General features: G+C 69.8%; 20 protein-coding genes. 3 read left to right on the top strand and 17 right to left on the bottom strand.

The genetic code is table 11. From position 1 onward, the window contains the following. Positions 1–193: 193 nt before the first annotated feature. From ACX80W_RS09110 to rimP, 15 genes are all read right to left on the bottom strand, one after another. A complete protein-coding gene (locus ACX80W_RS09110; RefSeq protein WP_459282472.1) occupies positions 194–1,144 on the bottom strand; it encodes a metallophosphoesterase family protein in 951 nt (316 codons plus the stop codon). Positions 1,145–1,245: 101 nt separating this feature from the next. After that, positions 1,246–2,295, bottom strand: a complete 1,050-nt coding sequence (locus ACX80W_RS09105) for a hypothetical protein (protein ID WP_459282470.1) — start codon at positions 2,293–2,295, stop codon at positions 1,246–1,248. Continuing rightward, a complete protein-coding gene (locus ACX80W_RS09100; protein WP_459282468.1) occupies positions 2,292–2,519 on the bottom strand; it encodes a hypothetical protein in 228 nt (75 codons plus the stop codon). Before ACX80W_RS09100 ends, ACX80W_RS09105 begins: the two co-directional genes overlap by 4 nt. An 8-nt stretch (positions 2,520–2,527) precedes the next feature. Then, positions 2,528–2,860 (bottom strand): hypothetical protein, encoded by a 333-nt coding sequence (locus tag ACX80W_RS09095; RefSeq protein WP_459282466.1) that lies wholly within the window; start codon positions 2,858–2,860, stop codon positions 2,528–2,530. Continuing rightward, positions 2,857–4,635, bottom strand: a complete 1,779-nt coding sequence (locus tag ACX80W_RS09090; protein WP_459282464.1) for a glycosyltransferase — start codon at positions 4,633–4,635, stop codon at positions 2,857–2,859. Before ACX80W_RS09090 ends, ACX80W_RS09095 begins: the two co-directional genes overlap by 4 nt. Next, entirely contained in the window at positions 4,632–5,921 is a 1,290-nt protein-coding gene (locus ACX80W_RS09085; RefSeq protein ID WP_459282462.1) for a lipopolysaccharide biosynthesis protein, read from the bottom strand. The genes ACX80W_RS09090 and ACX80W_RS09085 overlap by 4 nt, the downstream gene beginning before the upstream one ends. Next, positions 5,911–6,729, bottom strand: a complete 819-nt coding sequence (locus ACX80W_RS09080; protein ID WP_459282460.1) for a glycosyltransferase family 2 protein — start codon at positions 6,727–6,729, stop codon at positions 5,911–5,913. Before ACX80W_RS09080 ends, ACX80W_RS09085 begins: the two co-directional genes overlap by 11 nt. Before the next feature lie 9 nt (positions 6,730–6,738). After that, positions 6,739–7,830, bottom strand: coding sequence for a hypothetical protein (locus ACX80W_RS09075; protein ID WP_459282458.1), 1,092 nt, complete (start codon positions 7,828–7,830; stop codon positions 6,739–6,741). A gap of 89 nt (positions 7,831–7,919) precedes the next feature. After that, on the bottom strand, positions 7,920–8,915 hold the full coding sequence (locus ACX80W_RS09070; protein WP_459282456.1) for a glycosyltransferase family 2 protein: 996 nt from the start codon (positions 8,913–8,915) through the stop codon (positions 7,920–7,922). Position 8,916: 1 nt separating this feature from the next. Continuing rightward, positions 8,917–9,768, bottom strand: a complete 852-nt coding sequence (locus ACX80W_RS09065) for a glycosyltransferase family 2 protein (RefSeq protein WP_459282455.1) — start codon at positions 9,766–9,768, stop codon at positions 8,917–8,919. A 675-nt stretch (positions 9,769–10,443) separates the two neighbouring features. After that, a complete protein-coding gene (gene rbfA / locus ACX80W_RS09060; RefSeq protein ID WP_459282453.1) occupies positions 10,444–10,902 on the bottom strand; it encodes a 30S ribosome-binding factor RbfA in 459 nt (152 codons plus the stop codon). 109 nt (positions 10,903–11,011) lie between these two features. Beyond that, positions 11,012–13,957: a translation initiation factor IF-2 gene (infB, locus tag ACX80W_RS09055; protein WP_459282451.1), complete on the bottom strand. Its 2,946-nt coding sequence runs from the start codon at positions 13,955–13,957 to the stop codon at positions 11,012–11,014. A gap of 152 nt (positions 13,958–14,109) precedes the next feature. After that, the gene (locus tag ACX80W_RS09050) at positions 14,110–14,367 is read right to left on the bottom strand and encodes a YlxR family protein (protein ID WP_459282622.1); all 258 of its coding nucleotides are present in this window, start codon (positions 14,365–14,367) and stop codon (positions 14,110–14,112) included. Positions 14,368–14,521: 154 nt separating this feature from the next. Further along, positions 14,522–15,502, bottom strand: coding sequence for a transcription termination factor NusA (nusA, locus tag ACX80W_RS09045; protein WP_459282449.1), 981 nt, complete (start codon positions 15,500–15,502; stop codon positions 14,522–14,524). A gap of 11 nt (positions 15,503–15,513) precedes the next feature. Next, the gene (gene rimP, locus ACX80W_RS09040) at positions 15,514–16,143 is read right to left on the bottom strand and encodes a ribosome maturation factor RimP (RefSeq protein ID WP_459282447.1); all 630 of its coding nucleotides are present in this window, start codon (positions 16,141–16,143) and stop codon (positions 15,514–15,516) included. 106 nt (positions 16,144–16,249) lie between these two features. On the opposite strand from rimP, the gene ACX80W_RS09035 reads away from it, so the two are divergent. The 3 genes from ACX80W_RS09035 to ACX80W_RS09025 are packed head-to-tail and all read left to right on the top strand — an operon-like array spanning position 16,250 to position 19,107. Further along, a complete protein-coding gene (locus ACX80W_RS09035) occupies positions 16,250–17,335 on the top strand; it encodes a DUF4439 domain-containing protein (protein WP_459282445.1) in 1,086 nt (361 codons plus the stop codon). Then, positions 17,332–18,054 carry a VIT1/CCC1 transporter family protein gene (locus ACX80W_RS09030; protein WP_459282443.1) on the top strand — a complete coding sequence of 241 codons (723 nt, stop codon included), beginning with the start codon at positions 17,332–17,334 and terminating at the stop codon, positions 18,052–18,054. Before ACX80W_RS09035 ends, ACX80W_RS09030 begins: the two co-directional genes overlap by 4 nt. A gap of 9 nt (positions 18,055–18,063) precedes the next feature. After that, complete coding sequence (locus ACX80W_RS09025; RefSeq protein WP_459282441.1) at positions 18,064–19,107, top strand: aminoglycoside phosphotransferase family protein; 1,044 nt, start codon at positions 18,064–18,066, stop codon at positions 19,105–19,107. 55 nt (positions 19,108–19,162) lie between these two features. Here the strand turns inward: ACX80W_RS09025 and ACX80W_RS09020 are convergent, their stop codons facing one another. Both ACX80W_RS09020 and ACX80W_RS09015 read right to left on the bottom strand, forming a co-directional pair. Then, positions 19,163–19,972 carry a sulfite exporter TauE/SafE family protein gene (locus tag ACX80W_RS09020; RefSeq protein WP_459282439.1) on the bottom strand — a complete coding sequence of 270 codons (810 nt, stop codon included), beginning with the start codon at positions 19,970–19,972 and terminating at the stop codon, positions 19,163–19,165. Between the two features lie 5 nt (positions 19,973–19,977). After that, positions 19,978–21,777 carry a proline--tRNA ligase gene (locus ACX80W_RS09015; protein ID WP_459282437.1) on the bottom strand — a complete coding sequence of 600 codons (1,800 nt, stop codon included), beginning with the start codon at positions 21,775–21,777 and terminating at the stop codon, positions 19,978–19,980. Between the last annotated feature and the right edge of the window lie 12 nt (positions 21,778–21,789).

Below are 21,789 nucleotides of genomic sequence, written 5' to 3'. Positions count from 1 at the left end.
CACAGCCGGGCACGGCATCCCTGAAATTCAGCCGGCCCGGACCGGCTGTCCAGCACCGCTCAACCACCGCCCCCACCGCCAGTATCCCAGCCCGCCGCCGGTGGTGTCCCCGGAGCCCGGCCGGAAGCACCTCCGGCGCGTCGGAGGCACCGCCCGGCGCGGCCCTCGGGCCGGGGGTCGACGGTGCCGGCTTTCACTCCGGCGCGGGACGCGTACCCGAGTCCCTGCTTGGCCCGGCCGTTGGAACGAATTTCCAGCCGAAGGACCCGTCGTCCCGCAGGGTCAGCCGGAGGAACCCGTGGGTGTCGCTGAAACGCTTCGCAATGTACGACGGGCTGCTGGTGAAGGGGCGGAGATCGATCCCGCCCGTCGACACCTGGAAGGCCGTCATCCCGTTCCGGACGCACTCGTCCTCGTTGTTCACCGGACACGATCGTTCGTAGTTGTGCTGCGACCCCGACAGGGTCAGACGGACCCGGTGCTTCCACATCACGTCGATCCACGGCTTGTGGTCGGCGGCCCGCTTGTGTGACTCCGTCCTCGACGTGAAGTACGGTTCGTGGTAGACGACCGCCAGGTGCTTGCCGTCCTTCTTCGCCGCAGCGAGGTCCTTGTCCAGCCACCTCGTCGCCGCCCGGGCCGCCGACTTGTCGTACCGCCAGAGCGCGGAGGACAGGAACGCGACATGCCAGTTCCCGAAGTCCTTTGAATACGGTTTCCCGTTCGAGATGAACCCGCGCTCCTTGTTGATCGCTGACTTTTTCGTCGACCCCGGGCACTGGCCGTTCATGAAGTTGTCGAGGTTCTCGTTACGGCCTGGTTCCCAGTCGTGGTTGGGGCCGGACACCCAGTACAGCTTGGACATAGTGTCACCCCACAGCGGCGTCCAGTAATCCACGTAGTCCTCGCAGTAGGCGGTGACGTACTGGAAGTCCCCGATACCAAAAAACGCGTCGATCTCATCGTTCTGCACGAGCTCGGTGATCGCCGCAGCGTTCCGTCCCGACGGGCTGTCGGCTTCGGTGTTCCCTGCGCCGTTCATGTCACCGACAGCGGCGACGTGGACGGGCGGATCGCCGGTGCAACCCGAAGCAGAGACCGCCACAACGGCTGCGACCGCTGCGGCCAGGAACCGGAACTTCATCCAACAACCCCTTCGACAACCCGGGCCGCAGATCCGTCCGCGACAGCCTGGAACAGGCACCTTCGATACTCGTCTGGCCCGGACCGGCTGTTCAGCACCGCTCAACCACCGTCCCAACGCCAGTATTTCAGCCCGCCGCTGGTGGTGCCGTCGGGGGCGACATCGATCACGGCGTACGGGAACGCCCGGCGGTCCGAGGAGTCGGGTCCGCGGCCGCGGACGTCCGAAGACCACGTTCCGGTGTTGACGTACCGGGTGGCGGACGCCCCGACCGCCGACTCCAGTGCCCGGTGGGTGTGGCCCGAGACGTACCAGGCCACCCCGGAACCGTACGCCTCGAGGATACGGGCGATCCGATCGGCGGCGGCGGGAGCCGCGCCGGTGACCTTGTGCCCGGCACCGCGGAGCACCATGCGGATCGCGGCGGCAGGGAGCGCCGAGACCGTCCGGAACCGGGACACGCGCGCCAGTTCCCGGACGGCCTCCCCGTCGAGTGCGAGCCGCAGCGACTCCGTCTGCAACAGCGCATCGTACGCGGGCTTCCGAACCCGGCGTTCCGCCCGCTCGGATGACAGGCAGGCCAGGGCAACGGCTACGGCACGGCGCGGGCGCGACCTGGACCGGTGGGCATGCCAGGCCGCGAGCGGTGGCAGGTCCAGCTCCTCGGTGCCGCTGACCGCCGTGCGGAGCACCTCCGGGATCCGGTGCAACGCGTGGTGCTGGTGCCCGTGCTCGGCCAGGAGCACCCGGGGCACGTGCAGGAACCACGGGTGCACCCGGACGCGTGCCGGCTCACCGGGTGAGAGCAGCACCGACAGGCGGGCGGCGACCGAGGGCCTCGCCAGCTCCGTGTCGTGGTTGCCGCTCACGAAGTGCAGGTGCACGCCGCGTTCCGCACCCGCCTCCAACGCCGAGAACGTGTCGGGATGGCGGGCAAGGATGAACTCGAGTCGGGCCAGGCTCTCGTCCTCTGCAAGCCCGGTCAGCTCGAAGGTGTCGCCGACGAAGACGACGTGCTGCTGCGGTCCGTAGGTTGGGAGCACCTCGCGGCGCAGGAACTCGGGCAGCACTCTGCCGGGGCTCCGGGGGTCGTCGTCCGACGCACCCAGGTGGAGGTCGCTGAGGAGCCACCACCGCGCCGCGCGGCTCACACGAGCAGTCCCACAACGCGTGGAAGGAAGAGCAGGACGCAAAGTATCCACATGACGGCGATGAGCGCGCGGCCGCCCATCCTGCCGCCGGCCGGTGCCGACGGCCCGGCACCCGCCCTGGCGTGCCGGACATCGAGCGTGACGAGGGTGACGAGCAGGGCGGCAGCCACGAACAGCCCCGCCAGGTCGATCACCAAGCCGCCAACCGGCGTCAACTCCTCCATGCCGATCATTATGCACCCTCCTGCCGTGCGCGCATTATGCATGCGAGGACTGTGATGACGCCCATCGTGACGACGCACGCCTGCCACGACCACAAGGCGAGGTAGAACATCGCCGTGGACACCACCGTCAGCGAGGCCAGGCCGAGCGCCACGACGAGCAGTGCGCCGAGCGCGAGGTCGGTCACCTTGGTGAGGCGGGCCAGCGCCTGCCCCGGGAGCAGGACGAGGACAGCTATCGCGGCGACCGCCTGAAGCGGTGTTGGCAGCCCGACGACGGTCGCCACCGACAGCACGATGGCTGCGGCACCGAGTGCCACGGTCAGCCGGCTGACGCCGCTCATGGCGCCACCACCTGGTAGACGCGTGCGTCGGTGTTCCTGAACGCGAGCGTCACGCCGGCCTGTCTGCCCAGCCACTCCTCCAGTTCGGCGAAGCCGCTCGTGCTGGTGTCGCCCTGGATGACGAGGCTCGCCTCCGCCGAGCTCATGAGCAGCACATAGGCGCCCTTCTCACTGTTCCGCGCGAAGTCGTAGACGGCTGGGCCGCACGTCGCCGGCGTCAGGTCCTGCTCGCACAGGTCCTCGATCGTCCGGTAACGGTGGTCGAGGTAGGCGTCGTCGCGCCACGGCGTCGGATGTGCAGCCGAGATGATGGCCGCGTCGGAGGGTGCCATCCTCTCCACGGCGTCGACGGCGGCGATCTCATTGTCGGAAAAAACGTCATACTGCGCGTTGCCGAACCGTCCGGTCACGGTCAGCACCGCCAGCAGGAAGCAGGTGAGCGCGAGGCCCCCCGCGGCGCGGACGGAGAAGCGGGTGCCGCCGTCCGTGGGAAGCAGCACCGAGCACGCCTGCAGGGCGATGAACGGCAGGGCGAAGAGGGAAACGCGGATGAGCATCTCCCCGCCGTACATCTGCACGGGGAAGACCAGCAGCGGTGCCAGGGCGAGGAGGACCACCCGGATGTCGAGGCGGCCCCTGCGCCAGTCGCGCACTGTCCCCACCGCGGCCAGCGTCCACAGCACCACGGTGAGAAGGACCCGGAGCTGCACCACGAGCAGGTGCCCGGCGGTTCCCCTCACCCGGTCGGCGACGTTCGCGTCGATCGCGGCCCCCAGTCCTGCATCCTCCAGGGGCGGATGCCCGACGAGGTACGTACTCGCGGGATACACGAACCAGAGCACCAGCACGATACCGGCGATCAGCGGCAGCCGGCTGGGCCAGACACGTCCGCTCAGGGTGAGGGCGGTGATCGCGACGAGCAGCATGAACGGACTCAATTGATGGCTCGCGGAAATGACGACGATGAGCAGGAGGGCCACCACCAGGGCGCCCACGCGGCGTCCCGGGTGGGGATCGGCGGGCTCCCGCCCGAACCACCACTGAGTCAGGGCGGCACGCCGGAAACCGCGGAACGGAGCGGACCGGGCGGCCAGCGGGCCGACAAGCAGCGCGATGACGACGAGGTACAGGAAAAAGCCGAAGGCCTGGGGGGACAGGTAGTCCTGGTCCTGCCAGTTGCCGAGGCAGAAGAGCCAGAGCACCAGCCAGCGCCGCCGCGGATCGCTCGTGAGGTAGCTCGTGGCCACGGCCACGGCAGTGAGCCACAGGCCCACGTTGACCACCGGTGCCCACAAGGCCACCGTCACCGGGTCGAGGCCGGTCGCCGCCAGCATTGTCGCCAGGAGGGCGAAGAAACCCGGCCAGTTGAAGTAGGCGTCGATGTCGGGGTCGACCCCGACCTGCGAGAGGGCGTCGGCGACGCCCAGGTGGCGGAACGCGACCTCACCCCGCGGTATGTCGGTTACGAAGAGCGCGGTCCCGAAGAGCATGAGCACGAGCACGACGACGAGCCACAGCATCACCAGGCGGCGCGCCGGGCCGGCTGCATCCCCGCGCAGCGCCACGAAGAAGGCGATGTTCAGGATCAGGACTCCCACCCAGAACGGGTAGGGCAGCACGCCAACGAGCCCCACGTCGCTGTCCACGGGCACGGCCACCGTCGAGGCGGCCCCCGCGGCAAGGACCAGGGCCACGGCCCCCGCCAGGACGCACGCCAGATCACGGCGGGTCCAGCGCTGCCCGGTCCGGGTGGCCTCCTCAAGTTCGCCAATCATTGGGCCTCTTTCTTGATGCGTCGAAGAACGGCGATCAGCCGGAGGCCCACCACCGCGGCCCCGGCGGAGAGCACCACCAGGAACGCGAGGGCCATCGTGCTGGCGCCCTGGTCGGCGGCCAACAGCGCCGCGGTGCAGACAGCGGTTCCGATCACCACGCCAACCAGGATCGGCTCGAGATAGCGGCCGCGGACCCGGCACACGGCGTTGTAGGTTTGGAGCACGGCGTACGGCACCACCCCGACCGCCAATAACCGCAGGGCGATGGTGGACGAGTCGGCGTAATTGTCCCCGAGCAGGCTGAGCAGCGGGCGGGCGAGGAGGGCGAGGACGGCGGCGGCCAGGCAGCCCAGGGCGAGTGACCAGCGGAAACTCGCCAGCAGGGTCGAAACGAGCCGGCCGGGGTCGCGGACGCCTTCGGAGAACTGGACGATGCCCATCAGCATCGGTGCGGTGTAGGCGGCCCAGGCCATCATCCATGCGGGGTACCAGTAGGCTGCGGTCGTCGGCGACACAAGGTGCGCGAGCAGGAGCGGCAGCAGCAGGCCGGGGGTGCGCTCGGTGAGCGTGATGAGCTGGTTCGGGATGCCAAGCACCAGCAGTGACCGGCCGTGCGCGAGGTGCAGGGACGGCCGCGGCCGGTAGCCGATCAACCGCCGCAGCTGGATGAGGCCGATAACGAACGCCACAACCGACCCGAAGGTCCAGCAGACCATCAGCACGTCGGCGGCGGCGCCGTTCCGCCACCAGGCAAGGAACCCTGCGGCCGCCACCGAGACCACGCCGCTCACCGCGTACCGCGTTGTGGCACTGGCCCCGCGGCCCAATGCCACGAGTGTCTGGTCAAGCACTGTGCACAGAGTCCCGGTGACGACGGCCACGAGGAACGTGAGCCAGAAAAGGATCGAGGTCGAGGCCGTCTCCGCGTCCGCGGTCGTCAGCTGCAGGAAGAGGAAGCCGAGGGCCAGCACGGTGCCGGTCACCCCTACGATGCCGATCGCGGAATTCAACACCCGGGCGGGTGGCTCCCCCCGCCCGATGGAGACGATCACGGCCGATCCGGTGCCCAGCACCGCCAGCTGCGTGGAGAGGATCACCGCCGAGACCGCTGCCGTGGTGAGCCCGACCTCATGGTCGGTGGTCGCGCGGGCGGCCACGATCCAGAAGGCGAAACCCGTGCCCGTCGCCGCGGCCTTGGCCACGACGAGGCCGATTGAGCTGTGCAGGGCCGAACGCCGGACAACGCCTGAGGCATCCGGGACAGCAGAGGTCCGCTCAGCCCGCACGAGCCAGGCCTTTCGCCATCCCCGCATAGTTGTACCAGCAGAAGGCGGCGTAGTAGCGCAGCCACCGGGGCTGACCCCCGGCGAGGCTCAGGGCGCCGCCCCGGACGGCCGCGGCGGCGGGCAGCAGGGCCAGCCTCGCACCGCGCCAGCCGTGCTTGCGGATCATCCGCCCCAGTCCCGTTCCGTCCATGAGGAACTGGTCGAGCGCGAAGTCGAAATCGTCGGCGGCGAACCGATGTTCGACGACGACGCGGCGTGACACGCCTGTCCGCATCCCCGACTGCCGCATCCGCCAGCGCAGCTCGATGTCCTCCCCCGACTTGAACGAGTCGTCGAAGCCCACGCCCAGCATCAGCTCCCGGTCGATGACCGTTGCCACCAGCCCGAACCAGTTGCGGCTGCGGCCGGTGCGGTGGTGATGGGCGAGCGCCTGCCCCCAGTAGCCTGGTCCGGCAACGCTCTCAAGACCGGCCTGGAGCGCGTCGTAGCCCTCCTCGACCAGCTCCGCGAGCAGGTCGGCGACCCCCGTCGGCCCGAACACGACGTCGGAGTCGACGAGCAGGACCCACCGGGTGGTGCTGCTCTTCACACCGAGCGTTCGGGCCCATGGCAGGCCGCGGCCCTCATCGCTGAGGATCCGGGCGCCCGCCGCGCGGGCAATATCGACCGTGCGGTCGGTGGAGCATCCGTCCACCACGATGATTTCGGCGACACCGGACTGGCGCAGGGCCTCGAGGCAGCGCGGGAGCATGAGCTCGGCGTTGCGGGCCGGCACGACAGCGGTGACCTCCCTGGGGCTGGTGTTCACGTGTCCCCCTCAGGCCCGCTCGTCGAGGACCGACGGCAGCAGCTCCTCAAGATAGCGGACGATGTCGTCCGAGGCCTCGTCCGCGGAGTAGGCGGAGGGGACCTGCAGCAGGTAGCAGGGCCGTCCGTCGAGCGCCTTGCTCAGCACGGCCCCCTTCGCGGCGAAGTGCTCGCGCCACGAGATGACTGAGGTGGCCGCCAGGCCGGTCACGACCTTCTGTGAGAAGCCCGCCATCTCGATGTGGAAGTTGCCGATCATGCGGTCGACCATCCAGTCCTTCGTCCGCTCCATGATGCGGGACCGGCTGCCCTCGTAGCGCTCGATGTAGACGGCGGCCGCCAGCGGGGCCGAGGTCGTCACTTCCCGTCCGGGGAAGGCGCGCGACGCATCGACCATGCGGTGCTCCGGGGACCACCGGCGGGAGAACTCCGCGAGCCGCGGGTAGCGGATGACGTACGGGTGCACCACCGTGGTGAGCCGGCCGACGCTCTGCGAGAGCGGTGAGGGCACGAGGGGCTTCCGGACACCTTCGAACAGGTGCGGGTAGATGGCCCGGTGGTGCGGCTTGATGAACATCGGCTTCGCATAACCGAGCTGCGCGCCGTCCTCGGCGAGGAAGGCCCAGTCGTCGCCCATGAACGACCATCCCTCACGCCTCATCAGTTTGGCGGCGGTGCTGGTCTTACCGGTTCCTCCGGCGGCGGGAAGCGCGATCGCGTGACCCCGGTACGCCATGGTTGCCGCATGGAACATTGCGGCTCCCTGACCGACCATGGCGGCATCGAGAACAGGGACCACGGTGGTCAGGAGCTCGCCCGGGCCGTGGATGCGCCACTGCTCGGGTGCCCTCACGACCTGGACCCGGTCGGCCTGGAAACGCACGCTGGTCTCCGTGTACGCGAGCTCGTGCTCGAGCAGACCCGCTTCCGGCATCGGCTCCGGCTGGTCATCGATGATGATGTCGGCCGGCCCTTCGGCGTCGGTGGCGAAACACGCCAACATGCTTCGGAGCTGGGCCGCTGCCGGCGCCTTTGCGTCGACGCGGATCCTTACGCGTCCGTGGATGTCGAAGTGGAGTGCCTGGGTCTGCCCGTTGCGCATGTCGTCCCCTGTCTGGGTGGTATCGGTTTAGGAGTGTTGCTGGATTGCCGGCGTGCACTGTGTCGGACGTGCCACGGCTTGCGCCGTCCTCACTGCACTTCCCGCCATGGAGCGATCCGGGCCAGGACCGGCTGGTTCACGGGGCGTTTCGGTTCCCGCGCAAGCTGCCGTCCCCGGAGGTAGCCTGCCGATGTTGAGGCCACGACCGCCACCACGGCAGCCACGCGGCCGAGCCCTGCGGCATCCCCGCGGCGCCAGTCGTTCATCGAGGAGAGGACCGCTCTCGGCAGCACGCTGCGGACATATCGGCGCTCCGGGGTTAGGGCCCGCTTGTGCCCTACGACGTGGCTGACCTGGGCCTTCGAAATCCCTTCGGACCAGGACCGTGAGAGCATGTAGCGGACGGTGCCCCGATTTTCAGGCACGTGATGGCGGACCAGGGCCGCGGGCTCGTAGACGATGCGGCTCCCCGGGGAACCCACCTTCGCCCGGATGCAGATTTCGGTCTCCTCGCAGCCCAGCGGAAGCGTACCGCGCCGGCCCAGGGCGATATTGAACCCCCCGACATTCCGGATGACGTCAAGCCGGAACGACATGTTGGCACCGATCACGTTTCGGACTTCGCAGGCGACCTGTGGCAGGCCCCGGTAGCTGCAGCCGACAATCCAGTCGAGCTCGTCACCGAAGTAGCCGGGACGCCCGGCCTCCCACACCGGCTCCACCCGACCGCCAACCGCAAGCACCTCAGGATCGTCATAAAGCGCCATCAGGTGTTCGAGCCAGTCCGGAGCGGCCTCCGCATCGTCGTCAAGGAAGGCGACGATGTCGGACTCCGCCAGGTCAACGCCGGTGTTGCGGGCGCCGGCGAGGCCGGGCGGACCCACGCTCCTGATGACCGTGACGTCCTCGGCGACCTGGCTCAGCCGCTCGTAGAGTTCCTCGTTGTGGTCGATGACGACGATGACGTCCTCGGGAACGTAGGTCTGGACGCGTACCGAGTCGAGGACCTTGAGCAGCCATTCCCAGCGTTCCTCCGTATAGGCGCAGATGACCACGCTGACGGTGGCGGTGCGGATGGTCGCCATGTCAGCTCGCGCTCATCAGCCGGAGGACGCTTTGCGGGTCGGTCGGTGTCCGGGGGAAACGCTCGTTCGCGTAGGCGTACTTCACCCGCCGCAGCATTTCGGGGCGGGCGCCGGCGGTTGGCGCCTCCCACAGGAGGCACTCGTGCGCCATGGTCCGGAGCACCCGCCAGCCGTCCCGGAAAGTCTGGAGATTGGATGCCCCGGAGATGCGGTCGAGTTCCAGGCTGGGAACCTCGGCGATCCGGAGGCCGGCCTTCGCCGCCCTGACAATCAGCTCCGTCTCGATTTCGAATCCGTCGGACTCCAGCTGCAGGACGCCCAGGCACTCCCTCCGGAAGGCGATGTATCCGTAGCAGAGGTCGGAGTAGTCGCTGTGCAGGACCATGTTGGCCAGCCCCGTCAGCGCACGGTTCCCTGCACGCCGGAGCCAGGTCAGATCCTCCGAGCCCCCTCCGGTGACATGCCGGGAACCTTTGACGAAGTCGAAGTCGTGCTGGAGGGGCGAAACGAACCAGCCGATTTCCTGGGGGTCCATGCTCCCGTCGGCGTCGAGCATGACGATGATGTCGCCCGTTGCCGCGGCGAATCCTGCCCGCAGCGCGACACCCTTGCCCTTTCGCTTCTCGTTCACCACCACGACATCCGCCCTGACGGCACGTGCCACGTTGACCGTGTTGTCCGTGGAACGGCCATCCACGATCACCACCTCGTCCACGTACGAGGGCATGCGGCGAAGCACCCACGGCAGGTTCATCGCCTCGTTGAGGGTCGGTATCACAACGCTTACCGAGGCATTCGGAGACGGGGTGTTGAGGTTGGAAAGCGAGTTGGGGCCCGCGTATGGGATAGACAAGGTCTCACCACTTTTCATCGGGGACGGTCCTGGCGCCACGGGGGCGTCAGAAGGGGCGTACCGGACGGGATCACCGATAGTCCTCGCGTTTGGCGCCCAAGGCGCCACTTCCGAGGTCGTGCCGGATACCCCTCCGAATGAGATCTCCGGGCCCTGCGCGGACGAAGCGAGAGAAACAGCGGGTGAACCGGAGGTACTAATTCGTTAACTTCTTGTCGGTTGTTTTCACCCTAGAACCAGATGTTTGCAGTGTCGCCAATAGCGGCTACCTGAATTGACTTGGGGGATACCCGAGCCGCCCGCGCGTTACTTGGTGCCTTCGCCAGGCCCTGAGCAGGCTGGGTATTCGGTGCGCTCACGCGCCGGCCGTTGTTTCGTTGCGGCCCCGATCGCGGACCGGGATCTCCGGGTCCGCCCGGGCCGGGGCCTGCGTGGCGGCGGCCATGCGGCGGACCCGGGCCCGCACGCCGCAGGTTCGGAAGCACCTGTTCCCGGGTGGGTGCCCGTGGCGGCGTGGGCCGGTCGGCGGGCCGTCCCCGGTGACCCGGTCAACCGGGCCTCAACGCGAAAAAGGAGGACCTCCAGGCTTGTGCCGGAACCAGTTGGTTCCACCAAGCCCGGAGGTCCTCCTCCATATCGCGGCCCGGACGTCGTCGTCGTCCCGGCCGGGTACCCCTAGAGCCCGCGCGGTGCGTCGGTCGACTCCTCGTCGCGCTCCTCGGCGGTGCGGTAGGGATCTGCGTCCCCCGCGAATTCCGCACCCTGTGCGATGGCTGCCACTTCGGCGTCGCGTTCGCGGGCCTTCCGCAGGAGTTCCTCCAGGTGGCCGGCATTGACCGGGATTTCGTCAGGAACGAATTCCAGCGTCGGGGTGAGCCGCGCCGTGATGTTCCTGCCGACCTCGGCGCGCAGGATCCCCCGCGCCGATTCGAGGGCCACCCGGGTGGCCTGCTGCTCGTCGGCGTCGCCGAGAACCGTGTAGTAGAGCGTTGCGTGCTGGAGGTCGTTGGTGACGCGCGCATCGGTCAGGGTCACTGCTTCGAGCCGTGGATCCTTGACCCTGCGGCGGAGAGCCTCGGCGACAATCACCTTGATCCGCTGTGCGAGCCGCGCAGCGCGTGCCGGATCTGCCATTACTCCTCCTCCTGTTGGGCTGAACTGTTGGATCGTTGAGCCGGCCCGGGAACGGCCGGCGGACAGCGCAGGCGCCCCGGATCCCGGAGCGCCTGCGCTGGTCTACCTGCTAGACGCGGGGCTTCTCCCGCATCTCGAAGGTTTCGATGGTGTCGCCTTCCTTGACGTCGTTGAACGAGCCGAGGCCGATACCGCACTCGAAGTCCGTGCGGACCTCGGTGACGTCGTCCTTGAACCGCTTGAGCGAGTCCACGGAGAGTCCCTCGCCGATGACCTTGCCGTCGCGCAGGACGCGGGCCCTGGCGTTGCGGCGGATGACCCCCGAGCGGACGATCGAGCCTGCGATGTTTCCGAACTTCGAGGAACGGAAGACCTCGCGCACTTCGGCGGTGCCGAGCTGGACCTCCTCGTACTCCGGCTTGAGCATGCCCTTGAGGGCGAGCTCAATGTCATCGATTGCTGCGTAGATGACGGAGTAGAAGCGCATGTCCACGCCTTCACGCTCGGCCAGGTCGGCCACGCGCTCGGCGGGCTTGACGTTGAAGCCGATGATGATCGCGTTGTCCACGGTCGCCAGGTTGACGTCGTTCTGGGTGATGGCGCCGACGCCGCGGTGGATGACGCGCAGCTGCACGCCCTCCCCAACGTCGATCTTGAGGAGGGAATCCTCAAGCGCTTCGACGGCACCGGAGACGTCACCCTTGAGGATGAGGTTGAGGGTGTCGACCTTGCCCTCGGCCACGGCCTGGTCGAAGTCCTCAAGGCTGATGCGCTTGCGGCGCTTGGCCAGGGCGGCGTTGCGGTCGGCGGTCTCGCGCTTCTCCGCGATCTGGCGGGCGGTGCGCTCGTCGTCGGTGACGAAGAACGTGTCGCCTGCCCTCGGGACGTTCGAGAGGCCGAGCACCTGGACGGGCCGCGAGGGTCCGGCGGTGGTGACGACGTCGCCGTTCTCGTCGAACATCGCACGGACGCGTCCGTGGGCCGTTCCGGCGACGATGGTGTCTCCGACGCCAAGCGTTCCGGACTGCACGAGCACGGTGGCGACTGCACCGCGGCCCTTGTCGAGGTTCGCTTCGATGGCGATGCCGCGGGCATCCTTGTTCGGGTTGGCCCGCATGTCGAGGGCCGCGTCGGCGGTCAACAGGACCGCTTCGAGCAGCTCGTCGATGCCTTCGCCCCGGAGCGCGGAGACGTGCACGAACATCGTGTCGCCGCCGTATTCCTCGGGAACCAGTCCGTACTCGGTCAGCTGTCCCTTGACCTTGTCCGGGTTGGCGCCTTCCTTGTCCATCTTGTTCACCGCCACGACGATCGGCACGTTGGCCGCCTGTGCGTGGTTGAGCGCCTCAACGGTCTGCGGCATGACGCCGTCGTCCGCTGCGACAACGAGCACCGCGATGTCGGTGACGCTGGCGCCGCGGGCACGCATGGCGGTAAACGCCTCGTGACCGGGGGTGTCGATGAAGGTGATCGCGCGCTCGGAGTCCTCCATCTCGTGCTGGATCTGGTAGGCACCGATGTGCTGGGTGATCCCGCCGTGCTCGCCCTCCACGACTTTGGTGTTGCGGATGGCGTCAAGGAGGCGTGTCTTACCGTGGTCGACGTGGCCCATGACGGTGACGACCGGCGGACGGGCCTCAAGCTGCTCGTCGCCTTCGGCCTGGAGCTCGGCATCGAAATCGATGTCGAAGCTGCTGAGCAGTTCGCGCTCCTCGTCCTCGGGTGAGACGACCTGGATTACGTAGCCCAGCTCGGTTCCGAGCACCTGGAAGGTGTCCTCGTCGAGTGACTGCGTTGCCGTCGCCATCTCACCGAGGTGGAAGAGCACCGTGACCAGGGCCGCGGGGTTCGCCTCGATCTTGTCGGCGAAGTCGGTGATCGAGGCACCGCGGCGCAGCCGGACGATGGTGCTGCCGTCACCGCGGGGGACGCTGACGCCGCCCAGCGAGGGAGCCGACATCTGCTCGAGTTCCTGCCGCTTGGCACGCTTCGACTTGCGCTGCTTGCCACGGCCGGCTCCTCCCTTGCCGAAGGCGCCGGCGGTGCCGCCGCGTCCGCGGCCGCCCTTGCCGAAGCCGCCGCCTGCGGGAGCTCCACCGGGGCTGGCCGGCGCTCCGCCGGGGCCGCGGCGCGGTCCTGCGCCCGCTCCGGGTGCGCCGCGGCCTGGGGCTGCGGGACGCTCGGTGCGGTTGGGCATCATGCCCGGGGTGGGGCGTGCTCCACCGGGACCGGCCGGACGGGGAGCACCAGGACGCGGTGCGCCCGGACGCGGTCCACCGGCACCTGCCGCGGGACGGGGTCCGCCGGCACCTGCCGCGGGGCGGGGACCGCCCGGGCCTGCGGCGGGGCGGGGCCCGCGGTCGTCCTCACGGCGTCCGCCCGGACGGGGCATCCCCTGCGAGGGTGCGAACGGGTTGTTGCCCGGACGGGGGCCACCACCGGGACGGTCACCGCTGCGGTCGGCCGGACGGTCGCCGTCGCCGCGCCGGGAGCCCATGCCCTGGGACGGTGCGAAGGGATTGTTTCCGGGACGGGGCGCACCGCCGGGGCGGGTGCTGCCCGGGCGGGCCTGGCCTGCCGTCGGAGGGGTCGCCGCAGCACGCGGAGCCGGGCGGGCTCCAGGCTTGGCGGCCGGGCTGCCCTCGCCCGCCGGAGCCTGCGCGGCGGCAGGATCGGAGAACGGTGAGGGGCTGGCGGCGGGTGCCTGCTCCGGGGTGGGGGCCGGGGCCGGCGGCGTCGGGGCCTGCTCGGCTTCGGCCGGCTTGGGCTGCGCTCCGGGGCCCGGGACCGCCGGGGTGGCGGACTGTCCGGCCGCCGGGGCTGCCGGTGCCTGCTCCGGGGCGGAGGGTGCCGAGGCCTTGGGCGCCGAAGCGGCCGCGGCGGTCTTCGATGCACCGTTGGCGGGGAAGGCGCCGCGAAGTTTCTTCACGACGGGGGCCTCAATGGTTGAGGAGGCGGAACGGACGAATTCGCCCAGCTCCTGCAGTTTTGCTACTGCGTCTTTCGAGGTAATACCGAGCTCTTTGGCGAGTTCGTGTACGCGGACCTTGGCCACATTTCTCCTGTCTCGGTCCGCACCGAGTCAGGTACGAACCGTCTAATTCCTACTGCAGAACCCGCCTGCCGGGGCAGCCGGGAAGTCGAATGCAGAGCTCAACGGATTGTTCATCGTTGGGCACTCATCGCTGGGTACTCATCGGGTTTCCATCAGTTTTCTGACCCGCTTTCAGGGAGGACGGTTTCTTGCCCGGGGCCGTGGACGGTCCCAGTGAGTGCATGGAATTGGAGCGCCAGTTGCCCGGTCTCGACAGCACCACGGAAAGCACGGTGAAATGCCTTGCGTCTCAGAGCCGTTTCCATACAGGCCGGATCCGGGTGCAGCCATGCGCCCCGACCGGACAGCCGGCGGTACCGATCAAGCACAGCGACGTTTACCCCGTCGCCGGCCTGTGCCACCACCCGCATTAGTTCCGACTGGTTTCCGCGCTTCCGGCAGCCGATGCAGGTCCGGATGGGATGCGTTCCCGTGTCCGTCCTGCCCAGCCCGCCGGGGCGCTTGAAATCCTCAGTCCTTTCCATTCTACCGCTTCCGCGAACGAAGTTGTTACCCGCGGCCCGCTCAGGCCTTGGCGGGCTGGGCGGCGTCGGAGACGATGTCGATGCGCCAGCCGGTGAGCTTGGCGGCCAGGCGCGCGTTCTGGCCTTCCTTGCCGATGGCCAGCGACAGCTGGTAGTCCGGGACGACGACGCGGGCCGAGCGCGTCGCCTCGTCGGTGATGGTCACCGAGGAGACCCTCGACGGCGACAGTGAGCTGGCGATGAAGGTGGCGGGGTCGTCGCTGTAGTCGACGATGTCGATCTTCTCGTCGTTGAGCTCGCTCATGACGGCCCGCACGCGGGAGCCCATCTCGCCGATGCAGGCGCCCTTGGCGTTGACGCCCGGCACGTTGGCCTTCACGGCGATCTTGGTGCGGTGCCCGGCCTCCCGGGCCAGGGCGACGATCTCGACCGTCCGATCGGCGATCTCGGGGACTTCGAGTTCGAACAGCTTCCGCACTAGGCCCGGGTGGGACCGGGACAGGGTGATGGAGGGGCCCTTCATCCCGCGGTGGACGTCGACGACGAAGGCGCGCAGGCGCGTGCCGTGAAGGTACTTCTCCCCCGGCACCTGCTCGGGCGGCGGCAGCACGGCCTCGACCGAACCCAGGTTGACCTGGATCATGTGCGGGTTGGTGCCCTGCTGGATCATGCCGGCGACGAGTTCGCCCTCCTTGCCGCGGAACTCGCCGAGGATGTTGTCGTCCTCGGCGTCGCGCAGCCGCTGCAGGATGATCTGCCGGGCGGTGCTGGCGGCGATGCGCCCGAAACCGCTGGGCGTGTCGTCGAACTCCCCGACCGGCTCGCCGTCGTCGTCGACCTCGGTGGCCCAGATCGTGACGTGGCCGTTCTTCCGGTCCAGTTCGGCGCGCGCCTTCTCAACGGCGCCGGGGCTGCGGTGGTAGGCCACCAGCAGGGCCTGTTCAATCGTGGGGATCAGCAGGTCAAGCGGGATCTCCCGTTCGCGTTCGAGCAGCCTCAGCGCGCTCATATCTATATCCATCAGGGGGCTCCTTACGCGGGGTGGGCTGTTCCGGGGTCTGCCGGGTCTCCAGCACCGTTGTCTTCGGGGTGTTCGTCCTCGGCATGCGCAAATTCGACCTGGACGGTGCCTTTGCGGATCCGGGAAAATTCAAGGGTCATCGGCTCGCCCTGGCGGGGTTTCATCCCCTTTTTGACGGGCAGCTGCGGAAGCAGCCGGACCCCGTCGGCGGACACTTCGAGCAGCCGCCCCAAGACGGGATCGCCGCTGACCGGTGTCACCTCGACGAGCCGTCCGAGGTTCCTGCGCCAGTGCCGGGGTTCGGTCAGGGGGCGGGAAACGCCCGGGGAGGAGATCTCGAGGCTGTACGGCCGGCCGTCGTCGTGCGGGTCGTTGTCCATGGCCTCGGAGAGGTCGAGGGAGACGCTGGAGATGACGTCGAGGCCGACGCCGCCCTGCCGGTCCTCGGGAAGGTCGACGACGACGTGCACCGTGCGCTGCACGCCGGCCGTTCGGATGTCGATGTCCTCGAGGTACAGGTCGTGCTTTTCGACGACCGGCTGGAGCAGGTCCCGCAGCCTCTGCGCTTCCGCCTGGAGTTCGGCATCACGGGCCGCTTTGCGCGGCGTCGACGGATTTCCCTGGCCGGACCGAACCGCCATTTGCTGCCTCCCACTCGATGATGTTGTCCTCCAAGAGTACCGACTTTCGACAGGCCGGGCGGTACCGGCCGGTCAAAGCGGCCCGATCATGACATGATCTCTTCCTGTGAAGACACCCCCGCCCCGCCCGCGCAGCACCGGGAAAAGGGGGATCTCCCCCACCGGGTCGCGGGCGGCGGGAATGCTTGCACCGGCGCTGGTTTTCCTGCTGGTGACCGGCGCCGGCGTTGCCGCGCTGGGCCCCGGCGGCGCACCCGAACCGACCTTCACCGAACGGGCCCAGCAGGCCGCCGCCGACCGCGCCGGGGATCTTGCCGCCGATGCCGCGGCGCTTGCCGTGTCCTCCCCCACGGCCGGCTTCGAGGGCACGGCCGGGCTGCTGGAGGCCCAGGCCCGCGGCCTGGCTCCCGCGGACGGCCCGGACGGCCCGGACGGCGAGCCCGCGGGAACCGACGGTCCCGGCACCGCCGCGCCGGAGCCGGGTGCACCGGAGGACCCCCTCACCGCCGCGGGGTTCCTCCGGGAGCTCACGGCGTCGGCCGTGTCGAACCTCACCGACGCCGGGCGGGCGGAGCCGGGCATCGCCCGCCTGCTGGCCTCGGTGGGCAGCAGCCAGTGGCAGCAGGCCGCCGCCCTCGGCGCCCGGCTCGGGGTGCCCGTTGAGCCTCCTGCGGTGGCCGGGCCGGGCGGAGCGGACGCGCCGGAGTGCACCGGTGAGCCGCGCGGCAGCGGGGTTCAGCGCAGGGCGCTGCTCTCGGCCGCCCGCACCGAGGACCGGGCGGTGTACGCCTACGAGGTGGCCGCGTCCCGCCTCCCCGACCCGGAAGGCGTGCTGGCGGCCGCCCGGGAGCACGAGGCAGCGGCCGCCGCGGCCTACGCCGCGCTGGCCGGGCTCTGCGCCGCCCCCGGACCCGTTCCCTCCGCGTACGCCCTCGACCCGGAGTTCCTCGCCGACCCGGCCGCGGGATTGGCGCGGCTCGAGCAGGAGCTGGGCGTGTTCTACGGATCGGTGGTCGGCTCGGGCGGGCCGGAGCTGCGGAACTGGGCCGTGGGGCGCCTGCACACCGCCGTGCAGCGCAGTTTCGCCCTCGACGGCGTTTCCGAGCCCTTTCCCGGCATCCCCGTCGAGGAGCAGACGCTTCCCGCGGCACCTCCCGCCGGGGAATCCGGCCCGGAGGATACTGGACCATGAGCGGAAACGATTCCTTCCACGACGGCGAACCCCACCGGGGCGCGCTCGCCCAGCGGTTGAACCGCCTGCGGGCGGGCGTGCTCGGAGCCAATGACGGCATCGTGTCGGTCGCCGCCGTCGTCGTCGGGGTTGCCGGCGTGACGACCGCCCCGGGACCGATCCTCACCGCCGGCGTGGCGGCCCTCGTCGGCGGGGCGCTTTCGATGGCGCTTGGCGAGTACGTCTCGGTGAGCAGCCAGAGCGACAGCCAGCGGGCCCTGATCGAGAAGGAACGGCGTGAGCTCGAGGAGGAGCCGGAGGAGGAACTGCGCGAACTGGCCGGGCTCTACGAGGCCAAGGGCCTCAGCGCCGAGACGGCGATGACGGTGGCCGTCGAACTCACCCGCAGGGACGCGCTCGGCGCCCACCTGTCGGCGGAACTCGGCATCGACCAGGACGACGTCGTGAGCCCCTGGCATGCCGCGTTCGCCTCGGCCGCCGCGTTCACCGTCGGTGCCGTGCTGCCGCTGATCGCCATCCTGCTCCCGCCGACCGGGCTGCGGGTCCCCGTCACCTTCGCCGCGGTGCTCCTCGCCCTCGCCCTGACCGGCGGGCTCGGCGCGCAGGTCGGCGGGGGGTCCAAGCTGCGGGCGGCGGTGAGGGTCGTCGCGGGAGGGTTCATCGCCCTGCTGGCCACCTTCCTGATCGGAAACCTGCTCGGCGCCACAAATCTCGTATAGCGTGCTGGAATGACAGGTTTCGCCATCGAGCTGCCCGAGGCGCTCAAGCGCTCCGCCCGGCAGCTGCCCGGCGGCAGCGCCTGGCTGCGGAACTGGCCGGGCATCCTCGGGCGGTACCTCGAGGAATGGAAGCTGACCCTCGACCTCCCCGCCGGCCGGCCGCCCTGGTCCGGACAGTGCTCGGTGGTCCTTCCGGTGCGCACCGCGGGCGGGGCGGACGCCGCGCTGAAGATCGGCATCCCGCACGAGGAGTCCCGCACCGAACCCGAGGCGCTCACGCTGTGGGGCGGCGCGGGCGCGGTGCGGCTGCTCGCCTCGGGCCCGGCGGACGCGGTGTTGCTGCTGGAGCGCCTCGACGCGGACCGCGCCCTCTCCTGCCTTCCGCTGGCGCGGACGACGGCCGTGTGGGGTGCCCTGATGCGCCGGCTGTGCGTGCGCCCGGACGCACGGGGCGAATGGGCGCAGCTTCCCGTGCTCGCCGCGGAGGCCGAGACCTGGACCGACACCCTCCCGGCCGACTGGGAGGCGGCCGGGCGACCGTTCCCGCGCTGGCTGCTTGAGCACGCACTTGAAACCTGCCAGGTGCGCGGAGCGGTGGGGCGGCGCTCCGCGCGCGACGTCCTCGTGCATTCGGACCTCCACTACGGGAACATCCTGGCCCGCCGCGCTCCGGTGGGGGCGCCGGATGCGGCAGGCGCATCCGCGGTAGACGACGGCGGCGGGGCCGAAGGGTTCGTCGCGATCGATCCCAAGCCCCTCGTGGGTGACGCCGAGTATGCGGTGGCCCCCATGCTGTGGAACCGGATCGGGGACCTCCCCGCCGGCGACCCGGCGTCCGGGGTGCGCCTGCGGTGCGCCGCACTGGCCGGGGCGGCCGGCCTGGATGCGGAGCTGGCGAGGGACTGGGCGGTGGTGCGGGAGGTGCGCAATGCCCTCTACTACCTCGAGACCGCTTCACCGGCGGACGCGCGGCGCTCCCTGTGGGTTGCGAGTTCCCTGCTGGGCCGGACGCTTCCGGACCTTCCACCGGCGCACCTCCTGGCCGTTCCCTAGGCGTGCCCCGACCGTTCCGCAGGCCCGCTGCCCGCGGGCCGGATGCTGCGGGATGTCACCCCCGGGTGAGCGGCCTCAGGTTCTCCACCCACACGTCGTAGCCGAGCTTGACGATGAGCGCGCCCACCACGACGAGGAAGATGATGCGGATGAAGCGGCTTCCCCGCGTGATGGCCATGCGGGAGCCGAGGTAGCCGCCGACCATGTTGGCGGCCCCCAGCAGCAGCCCGAGCCCCCAGAGGATGGAGCCGTGCGGCAGGAAGAAGACGAGGGCACCGAAGTTCGTCGCCATATTGACGATCTTGGCCTTCGCGCTCGCGCCGAGGAAGCTGTAGCCGAGCAGCGTCACCATCGCGATGACGAGGAACGAGCCGGTGCCCGGGCCGATCAGGCCGTCGTAGAACCCGATCACGGCGCCGATGGCGCCCGCCGTCCCGTAGTGCCGCCGCCCCGAGTACTTCAGTTTCGTCAGGGTTCCCACGGTCGGCCTCAGCGCGGTGAACACCGCGACGGCGATCAGGGCCGCGACGATGATCGGCTTGAACACCGAGGAGGGAAGCGACGCCGCCAGCACCGCCCCGCCGAAGCTGCCCGCCAGCGCGATGAGCGCCATGGGGATGGCGGTGCGCAGGTCCGGGTGGGCGCGGCGGTAGTAGGTGATGGCGCTCGTCGTGGTGCCGAAGATCGACCCCATCTTATTGGTCGCCAGCGCCTGGACGGGGGTGATGCCCGGCACCAGCAGCAGCGCCGGCAGCTGGAGCAGCCCTCCCCCGCCCACGACGGCGTCGATCCACCCGGCGGCCAGGCCCGCGACGAGCACCAGCAGGACCGTCGCCAGCTCGATCTCCTCGAGCCCTGAGACCACCGGCGCTAGCCGTTCAGGAGGGTGCGGAGGTGCTCCAGCGCCTCACCGACGGCGACGGTCGAGGCTTCGCCGGTCCGCCGGTCCTTCACTTCGATCACGCCGTCGGCAAGGCCCCGGCCGACGACGACGATGGTTGGGACACCGATCAGTTCGGCGTCGCCGAACTTCACCCCCGGGGAGACCTTGGGCCGGTCGTCGTACATCACGTCGAAGCCGGCCGCCTCGAGGTCGACGGCCAGCTGCTCGGCGGCGGCGAAGATCTCCGCGCCCTTGCCGGTGGCGACGATGTGGACGTCGGCCGGGGCGACGTTGCGCGGCCAGATGATGCCCTTGTCGTCGTGGTTTGCCTCGGCGAGGGCCGCAACGGCCCGGGTGACCCCGACGCCGTAGGAGCCCATGGTGACGGTGGCGAGCTTGCCGTTGGCGTCCAGGACCTTCAGGCCGAGCGCCTCGGTGTACTTGCGGCCGAGCTGGAAGATGTGTCCCATCTCGATGCCGCGGGCGGCCCGGAGCGGCCCGGAGCCGTCCGGGGCTTCATCACCTTCGCGGACCTCGACGGCCTCGATGACGCCGTCCCAGGCGAAGTCGCGGCCGGCGACGAGCCCGAAGACGTGCCGGCCGGGCTCGTTCGCGCCGGTGATCCAGGTGGTGCCGGAGACGATGCGCGGGTCGACGAGGTAGCGCAGGCCGGTGGTTCCCGCGAGCCCGATGACCGGCTCGGCGAGGCTCAGGCCGGGGCCGATGTAGCCCTTCACCAGGCCGGGGTGCTTCTTGAGGTCCTCGTCGGTGGCGGCCTCGACGGCGACCTCGCCGCCCACCTCGAGGTGGGTGCCGATGGTCGCCTCCATGCGCTTGAGGTCGACGGTGCGGTCCCCGGGCACGCCGACGACGAAGATCTCCCGGCCGCCGGTGGGCAGCACGGCGGCGAGCACGACGTTCTTGAGCGTATCGGCCGCGGTCCAGGGCTGACCATCCCGCGGGGCGAGGGCGTTGGCGGAGTCCACCAGCGTGTCGATGGTGGGGGTGTCGGGGGTGTCCCGCACCTCGGCCGCCGGGGCACCGGTGTAGTCGATGTCGGGCGGCACGACGGTGGTGACCGCCTCGACGTTGGCCGTGTAGCCGCCGGCGGAGCGGACGAAGGTGTCCTCGCCGATCTCGGTCGGGTGGAGGAACTCCTCGCTCTTCGACCCGCCCATCGCCCCGGAGGTCGCCGTCACCGGGACGACCTCGAGCCCGAGGCGTTCGAAGATGCGCAGGTACGCCTGCCGGTGCAGCTGGTAGCTGCGCTCAAGGCCGGCGTCGTCGATGTCGAAGGAGTAGGAGTCCTTCATGATGAACTCGCGTCCGCGGAGCAGGCCGGCGCGGGGCCGGGCCTCATCGCGGTACTTGTTCTGGATCTGGTACAGGCTGACCGGCAGGTCCTTGTAGGAGTTGTAGAGGTCCTTCACCAGCAGCGTGAACATTTCCTCGTGGGTGGGGGCCAGGAGGTAGTCGGCGCCCTTGCGGTCCTGGAGGCGGAAGATGCCGTCGCCGTATTCGGTCCACCGGTTGGTCACCTCGTAGGGTTCCTTCGGCAGCAGGGCCGGAAAGTGGACCTCCTGGGCGCCGATGGCCGCCATCTCCTCGCGGATGATCGCCTCGACCCGGCCCAGCACCTTCAGCCCGAGCGGCAGCCAGCTGTAGATTCCGGGGGCGGCCCGGCGGATGTAGCCGGCGCGCACCAGCAGCCGGTGGCTTGCCACTTCGGCTTCGGCGGGATCTTCACGCAGGGTGCGCAGGAACAGGGTGGAGAGTCGTAGGACCACGCTGGGGAATCC

This window comes from Arthrobacter melezitosi (assembly GCF_054511055.1).
This window is presented reverse-complemented; position numbering and strand designations above follow the sequence as displayed.

Coding starts and splice junctions, on each gene's coding strand:
- ACX80W_RS09110 (WP_459282472.1), bottom strand. CDS start 1,144: ATGAAGTTCCGGTTCCTGGCCGCAGCGGTCGCAGCCGTTGTGGCGGTC.
- ACX80W_RS09090 (WP_459282464.1), bottom strand. CDS start 4,635: ATGATTGGCGAACTTGAGGAGGCCACCCGGACCGGGCAGCGCTGGACC.
- nusA (WP_459282449.1), bottom strand. CDS start 15,502: ATGGATATAGATATGAGCGCGCTGAGGCTGCTCGAACGCGAACGGGAG.
- ACX80W_RS09070 (WP_459282456.1), bottom strand. CDS start 8,915: ATGGCGACCATCCGCACCGCCACCGTCAGCGTGGTCATCTGCGCCTAT.
- ACX80W_RS09025 (WP_459282441.1), top strand. CDS start 18,064: ATGACAGGTTTCGCCATCGAGCTGCCCGAGGCGCTCAAGCGCTCCGCC.
- ACX80W_RS09100 (WP_459282468.1), bottom strand. CDS start 2,519: ATGGAGGAGTTGACGCCGGTTGGCGGCTTGGTGATCGACCTGGCGGGG.
- ACX80W_RS09030 (WP_459282443.1), top strand. CDS start 17,332: ATGAGCGGAAACGATTCCTTCCACGACGGCGAACCCCACCGGGGCGCG.
- ACX80W_RS09095 (WP_459282466.1), bottom strand. CDS start 2,860: ATGAGCGGCGTCAGCCGGCTGACCGTGGCACTCGGTGCCGCAGCCATC.
- rbfA (WP_459282453.1), bottom strand. CDS start 10,902: ATGGCAGATCCGGCACGCGCTGCGCGGCTCGCACAGCGGATCAAGGTG.
- ACX80W_RS09075 (WP_459282458.1), bottom strand. CDS start 7,830: ATGCGCAACGGGCAGACCCAGGCACTCCACTTCGACATCCACGGACGC.
- ACX80W_RS09050 (WP_459282622.1), bottom strand. CDS start 14,367: ATGCGGGTGGTGGCACAGGCCGGCGACGGGGTAAACGTCGCTGTGCTT.
- rimP (WP_459282447.1), bottom strand. CDS start 16,143: ATGGCGGTTCGGTCCGGCCAGGGAAATCCGTCGACGCCGCGCAAAGCG.